The sequence below is a fragment of the Thermus sp. 2.9 genome (genome assembly GCF_000794385.1).
Taxonomy (GTDB): Bacteria; Deinococcota; Deinococci; order Deinococcales; family Thermaceae; genus Thermus; species Thermus thalpophilus.
In genome coordinates this window covers 1-5820 of record NZ_JTJB01000025.1, presented here as the reverse complement: position 1 = coordinate 5820, position 5820 = coordinate 1, and the positions used below count along the sequence as shown (strand labels likewise).

The following is a 5820-nucleotide window of genomic DNA, read 5'->3' as shown; positions in this document are numbered from 1 at the left end:
CCCGTGCGCCTTTTGGTGCCCCACCTCTACGCCTGGAAGAGCGCCAAGTGGGTGCGGGGCATAGAGCTTTTGGACCACCTGGAGCTGGGCTTCTGGGAGCGGCTGGGCTACCACTGGCGGGGGGACCCTTGGCGGGAGGAGCGCTTCCAGGAGGGCCCCATCCCCGCCGCAAGCCTAAGGTTTCGCAGTAAAAAAACCTGATATAATCAGACTAAGGAGGTGGGAGGATGACCCTGAAGGAGGCCCAGCTCGGGGTGGACGAGGCCCTGAAGGCCTACGAGGCCTGTGTGGAGCGGGAGGCGTTGGAATACGGGGAGGAGTACGAGCGGGTCACCTTTATGGAGTACGAGGCCCCCGCCCCCGACCCCTGCGCCGAGGCCTTTTCCCGCCTGGTGGCGGCGGTGCGGGCCTACGAGGCGGCGGGGGGAAGGCGGGAGGACCTGGACCTCCGGGGCCAGGAGGAAAAGGTTTACGAGGCCTTGGACAGGGGATAGGCACGGGGCCGTCCCTCTTGGAAGTAAAAGGCTTCCCGGTAGCCCGCTCGCAGGAGCAGTTCCACCGCCTCCGGGAAGGCGAAGCCCACCTGCTCCGGGCGGTGGGCGTCGGAGCCCAGGACCACGGGGATGCCGAGCTCCCGGGCCCGCTTAAGGAGGCCAAAGGCGGGGTAGACCTCCTGGGCCGGGTTGCGGAGCCCGGCGGTGTTCACGTCCAGGAAGAGCCCTTCCTCGGCCATGGCCTTGAGGGCGGGCTCGGCGAGCGCTAGAAGCGCCTCCTCCTCCAGATGGTGGCCGAACTTCTTGGGCAGGTCCAGGTGGCCAATGGCGTGGAAGAGGCCGCTATGCGCCGCCTTTTCCACCTCCTGAAAGTAGGCGCGGAACACCTCCTCAAGCTCGCGCCAGGCGTACTCCTCCCGGTGGTCCGGGTGGTCCAGGGGCCAGGCGCCCAGGTAGTGGACGCTCCCGATCACGTAGTCAAAGGGGTAGCTCTTGAGGAGGGTCCTCACGAAGGCCTCGGTGCCCGGGTGGAAGTCGGCCTCGAGGCCGATGCCCACGTAGAGCTCAGGGTGAAGCTCCCGCACCCGCTCCAGGGCCAGGAGGTAAAAGGGAAGCTCGGAGAGGCGCATGCGGCTATGGGGGTCGTACCAGGCGGGCATGGGGCTATGGTCGGTGAAGACCAGGCCCGTTAGCCCTGCCCTCCTGGCCTGAAAGAGGTACTCCCCCGGGGCCCCTTCCGCATGGCCGCAGAGGGGAGTGTGGACGTGGCTATCCACCATGGGACCATTCTATCCGGACCAGGAGCCCCCGCCAGGCGTAGGCCACCACCTCTTGCCCCAGGGCCTTGGCCAGGTCCAAGGACAAGAAGGGGTCCTCCTCCGGAGGCCCCGCCTCCTGCACCAAGACGGGGACGAAGGGGGGTAGGAGGTCGGGGTAGCGGGCCAAGACGGCCTCCACCCGGAAAGCGCCCGCCCAAAGCCGCTTCAAGGCGAAAAGGGCCTCCTGGGGGGTGCTTGCGGGGTGGGCTTCCCCCTCTCCCGCCCGGCGCAGGAGGAAGGGCCCCCGCCCCTTTAGCGCCTCCAAGAAGGCCTCGGCCCGCTCGGGGAGGAGGTAGCTTTCCCGCACCGCCCGCTTTGCCTCCTCTGCCGCCAGGAGAAGCCGTTCCTCGTCCACCCGCACCCCGAAGACCCCCTGGAAGAGCCTGCCGATGCGCTCGGGGAGGTTGTTCAAGCGGAAAAACTCCTCCTCCAGGCCCGCCACCCAGGTGGGGGCCACGGGGAAGCCCAGGGCCAAGGCCCGCCGCAAAAGGGCCACCTCCCCTTCCGCCGCCGCCCTTTCCAGGGGGACTAGTCCAGGCTCCGCCATAGGTACCACGCCAGATGGCTCCGGTAGGGGCGAAAGGGTTCGCCAAAGGCGGCTAGGGCCTCCCCCTCCACGCCAAAGAGGGCCTTGGCCGCCCGCCTTAAGCCCCAATCCCCCACGGGCCAGACGTCGGGCCGCCCCAGGCCGAACATGAGGAACATCTCCGCCGTCCAGGGGCCCACGCCCCGTATGCGCAAAAGCCTCTCCTTCACCGCCTCGTCCTCCAGGGCCTCCAGGCCCTCTAGGAGGCCTTCTTGGGCTTTAGCCAAAAGGTCGCGTAGCGCCTGGGCCTTGGCCCAGGAAAGCCCCACTTGGCGCAGGGCCTCGAGGGGAAGCTGCGCCACCGCCTCCGGCCGGGGTTCCACCCGCCGCCAGAGCCGGGCGGTGAGGGCCTCCGCCGCCTTGCCGGAAAGCTGCTGGGCCACGATGCTTTCCGCCAGGACCACGAAAGGGTCCCGCCGGGGCACGGGGTGGGGGTGGAAGGGGGCGGGGCCGTGGCGCGCCAGAAAGGCCACAAGGAGGGGGTGCTCAAACAAACCGCACCCCCTCGGCCCGGGTCACCTTGCCCTGGTAGAGGAAGGTGACCTGGCGGAGGGTGGCCTGGAGGTCAAAGGGCGTTAGGGCGCTGGTGGCGTCCTCGGGCAGGACCACCTGGTACCAGCGCAAGGCGGCGGAGCCCGCGGTGTGGAGCACGCAGATGTTGGCCACGGTGCCCGTGACCACCACGTGCTTTACCCCCCATAGGTGCAGGTAGTGGTCCAAGGGGGTGCCGTAGAAGGCGTCGTAGCGCACTTTCTGCACGATGAGGTCGCCGGGTTCGGGGCGGAGTTCCTCGAGAATCTCCGCCCCCCAGGTGCCGGCCACGGCGTGCCGGGGCCAGATCTGGAACTCGGGGTCGTCCTTCCGGTGCCAGTCCTGGGTGTAAACCACCCTGGCCCCCGCCGCCCGGGCCCTCTCCAAAAGGAGCCGGATGGCGGGGACGCTTTTGGGGGCCTCGGGCACGAAAAGGGCCCCTTGGGGGTGGGCGAAGTCGTTTTGCATGTCCACCACGATGAGGGCCGTTTCCTTGGCGGGTAGCTCCAGGCTTTCCACCCGGGGGATCTCGGGAACTTCCACCATACCCCCATTTTGCCACCCTTGACCGGGGGTGGGGGAGGGGCTACACTTCTATAGCATGAAAATACGGGACCTCCTCAGAAGCCGCCAGGGGCCCCTTTTCTCCTTTGAGTTCTTCCCCCCCAAGACGGCGGAGGGGGAGGAGGCGCTCTTCCGCACCATGGCCGAGCTCAAGGCCTTCCGCCCTGCCTTCGTCTCCATCACCTATGGGGCCATGGGGAGCACCCGGGAAAGGAGCGTGGTCTGGGCAAGGAGGATCTTGGGGCTTGGCCTCACCCCCTTGGCCCACCTCACCGTGGCCGGGCAGAGCCGGGCGGAGGTGGAGGAGGTCCTAAGGCGCTTTGTGGAAAGCGGGGTGGAAAACCTCCTCGCCCTCCGGGGGGACCCGCCCCAAGGAGAACGGGTCTTCCGGCCCCATCCTGAAGGCTTCCGCTACGCCGCCGAGCTCGTGGCCCTGATCCGAGGGCGCTATGGAGATGGCATTTCCGTGGGCGGGGCCGCCTACCCCGAGGGGCACCCGGAAAGCGAAAGCCTTCAGGCCGACCTCCGCCACTTCAAGGCCAAGGTGGAGGCGGGCTTGGACTTCGCCATCACCCAGCTCTTCTTCAACAACGCCCACTACTTCGGCTTCCTGGAAAGGGCCCGGCGCGCGGGGATAGCCATCCCCATCCTCCCCGGCATCATGCCCATCACCAACTACGCCCAGCTTCGCCGCTTCACCGAGGTCTGCGGGGCCAGCATCCCTGGCCCCCTCCTTTCCCAACTGGAGCGCCACCAGGACGACCCCAAGGCCATCCTGGAGATCGGGGTGGAGCACGCCGCCCGCCAGGTGGCGGAGCTCCTCGAGGCCGGGGTGGAGGGGGTCCACTTCTACACCTTGAACAAGAGCCCCGCCACCCGCATGGTCCTGGAGCGGCTTGGCTTCCGCCCGGCCTAAACCTCCACCCCTTCCCCGAAGCTTCCCAGGCTCACCTCCTGTCCCCGGAGGGCGAGGAGCTTGCCCAGGGCCAGAAGCTTTTCCTCTTCCCCGTGGACCAGGACCACCCGGGGTTGGCCTTGGAGCCAATCCAAAAGCTCGTCCTGCCCCGCGTGGCCCGAGAAGCCGCCCAGGGTGTGCACCTCGGCCCTAAGGGGCACCTCCTGCCCCAGGATGCGCACCCGCTCGGGCCGGGCGATGATCTCCGCCCCCAGGCCCCCCCGGGGCTGGTAGCCCACGAAGACCAGGGCGTTTTTGGAGTCGGAAAGCCCGTGCTTCAGGTGGTGGAGGATCCGCCCCCCCGAGAGCATGCCGCTTCCGGCGATGACCACCATGGGCCCAGGCTCTTGGGCCCAGGCCTTGGACGCCTCGGCGTTTTCCGCCACCACAAGCCCTCGAGGGCGGAAGGGGTTCTTGCCCTTGAGGAAGTAGTCCTGCACCTCCTCGCCGAAGTAGCGGACGAGCCTCGGGTATAGCTCCAAAACCCGCTCGGCCATGGGGGAGTCCAGAAGGATGGGGGCCTTGGGCAGGCGGTGGCCGTTCTCATAAAGGAGGAAAAGGATCTCCTGCGCCCGCTCCACGGCGAAGGAGGGGATGTACACCTTACCCCCTCGGCTTAGAACCCGGCCGAGGATCTCCAAAAACTCCTCCACCGTGGCGGCGAAGGAGCGGTGGGGCCGGTCGCCGTAGGTCCCCTCGCAGAGGACGAGGTCGGCCATGGGGGGAAGGGAAGGGTCGGGGAGGACCACCTTCTCCCGGTTGCCCAGATCGCCGCTGTACACAAAGGTCTTGCCCTCCCCTTGGGCCACCACGAAGGCGCTTCCGGGCAGGTGCCCCGCCTGGGAGAAGGAAAGGGTGAGGCCACCCAGGCGGAGCCACTCCCCGTACTCCAGGGGCCTGGCGTGGCGGAAGACCTCCTCCACGTCCTCCTCGTCAAAAAGCGGCTTTTCCATAACCTTTAGGGCGTCCTCGAGGACGATGCGCATCAGGAGGAGGGTGGCCTTGGTGGCGTAGACGGGCCCGCGAAACCCCTCGCGGAAGAGCCTGGGGAGGCGGCCCACGTGGTCCAGGTGGGCGTGGGTGAGGAGCACCGCCTCCACCTCTCGGGGGTCAAAGCCGAAGGGGGCGTGGTTTTTCTCCTCGTCCTTGCCCTGAAACATGCCGCAGTCCAGAAGCACCCGCTTCCCTTCGGCCAAGAGGAGGTGGCAGCTTCCCGTCACCTCCCGGGCGGCGCCAAAAGGTACGATACGCATGCCCTTATCTTGACACTCACCCTGGGGTGTGTTAGCCTATTCCCTCGGACAGGGTCCCATCCCCGGTCCCGCCACCCTAGCTCAACAGGCAGAGCACCCGACTTGTAATCGGGGGGTTGGGGGTTCAACTCCCCTGGGTGGCTCCACAAGAGGGCGTGGGCAGGTGCCCGAGCGGCCAAAGGGGACGGTCTGTAAAACCGTTGGCGCACGCCTACGCTGGTTCGAATCCAGCCCTGCCCACCAAAAGGTGTGCCCACGCACACCCCATGCGGGAGTAGCTCAGTTGGTAGAGCATCGGCTTCCCAAGCCGAGGGTCGCGGGTTCGAGTCCCGTCTCCCGCTCCACGAGCTCGCGTAGCTCAGCAGGTAGAGCACACCCTTGGTAAGGGTGAGGTCGCCGGTTCGAGCCCGGCCGCGAGCTCCATCTTTTTGTCTGCCCTGGGCCCAAGGCCCCCAGGGCGGTCTTTGCGTGCAAGGAAAGAGGAGGAACCATGGCCAAGGGCGAGTTTGTTCGGACGAAGCCTCACGTGAACGTGGGGACGATTGGGCACGTGGACCACGGGAAGACGACGTTGACGGCGGCGTTGACGTTTGTAGCTGCGGCGGAGAACCCGAATGTG

At 67.3% G+C, this 5820-nt stretch carries 9 protein-coding genes and 4 tRNA genes; 8 read left to right on the top strand and 5 right to left on the bottom strand.

The window, feature by feature from the left end:
• Positions 1 to 201: molybdopterin-dependent oxidoreductase (locus QT17_RS05900; RefSeq protein WP_152607338.1), on the top strand; the 201-nt coding region annotated here is incomplete at its 5' end.
• A gap of 26 nt (positions 202 to 227) precedes the next feature.
• Positions 228 to 494 (top strand): hypothetical protein, encoded by a 267-nt coding sequence (locus QT17_RS05895; protein ID WP_039457709.1) that lies wholly within the window; start codon positions 228 to 230, stop codon positions 492 to 494.
• Here the strand turns inward: QT17_RS05895 and QT17_RS05890 are convergent.
• Genes QT17_RS05890 through QT17_RS05875 form a run of 4 tightly spaced genes read right to left on the bottom strand, consistent with a single transcriptional unit; the run spans position 470 to position 2975 of the window.
• On the bottom strand, positions 470 to 1273 hold the full coding sequence (locus QT17_RS05890; protein WP_039457706.1) for a histidinol-phosphatase HisJ family protein: 804 nt from the start codon (positions 1271 to 1273) through the stop codon (positions 470 to 472). The two genes, QT17_RS05895 and QT17_RS05890, sit on opposite strands and share 25 nt — an antisense overlap.
• Positions 1263 to 1859 (bottom strand): hypothetical protein, encoded by a 597-nt coding sequence (locus tag QT17_RS05885; RefSeq protein ID WP_039457704.1) that lies wholly within the window; start codon positions 1857 to 1859, stop codon positions 1263 to 1265. The genes QT17_RS05890 and QT17_RS05885 overlap by 11 nt, the downstream gene beginning before the upstream one ends.
• Positions 1841 to 2392: a DNA-3-methyladenine glycosylase gene (locus QT17_RS05880; protein WP_039457702.1), complete on the bottom strand. Its 552-nt coding sequence runs from the start codon at positions 2390 to 2392 to the stop codon at positions 1841 to 1843. Before QT17_RS05880 ends, QT17_RS05885 begins: the two co-directional genes overlap by 19 nt.
• Entirely contained in the window at positions 2385 to 2975 is a 591-nt protein-coding gene (locus QT17_RS05875) for a nicotinamidase (RefSeq protein WP_039457699.1), read from the bottom strand. The genes QT17_RS05880 and QT17_RS05875 overlap by 8 nt, the downstream gene beginning before the upstream one ends.
• A gap of 55 nt (positions 2976 to 3030) precedes the next feature.
• Between QT17_RS05875 and metF the strand changes: the two genes are divergently transcribed.
• Positions 3031 to 3909 carry a methylenetetrahydrofolate reductase [NAD(P)H] gene (gene metF / locus QT17_RS05870; protein ID WP_039457697.1) on the top strand — a complete coding sequence of 293 codons (879 nt, stop codon included), beginning with the start codon at positions 3031 to 3033 and terminating at the stop codon, positions 3907 to 3909.
• Here the strand turns inward: metF and QT17_RS05865 are convergent.
• On the bottom strand, positions 3906 to 5201 hold the full coding sequence (locus QT17_RS05865; RefSeq protein WP_039457694.1) for an MBL fold metallo-hydrolase: 1296 nt from the start codon (positions 5199 to 5201) through the stop codon (positions 3906 to 3908). The genes metF and QT17_RS05865 overlap by 4 nt on opposite strands.
• A gap of 70 nt (positions 5202 to 5271) precedes the next feature.
• Here QT17_RS05865 and QT17_RS05860 point away from each other — a divergent pair.
• From QT17_RS05860 to QT17_RS13285, 5 genes are all read left to right on the top strand, one after another.
• Positions 5272 to 5347 (top strand) — tRNA-Thr (locus tag QT17_RS05860).
• 11 nt (positions 5348 to 5358) lie between these two features.
• Positions 5359 to 5444, top strand: a tRNA-Tyr gene (locus QT17_RS05855).
• Positions 5445 to 5469: 25 nt separating this feature from the next.
• Positions 5470 to 5545 (top strand) — tRNA-Gly (locus QT17_RS05850).
• A 3-nt stretch (positions 5546 to 5548) separates the two neighbouring features.
• Positions 5549 to 5624, top strand: a tRNA-Thr gene (locus QT17_RS05845).
• Between the two features lie 67 nt (positions 5625 to 5691).
• The coding region (locus QT17_RS13285; protein WP_235283802.1) for a GTP-binding protein at positions 5692 to 5820 on the top strand (129 nt) is incomplete at its 3' end.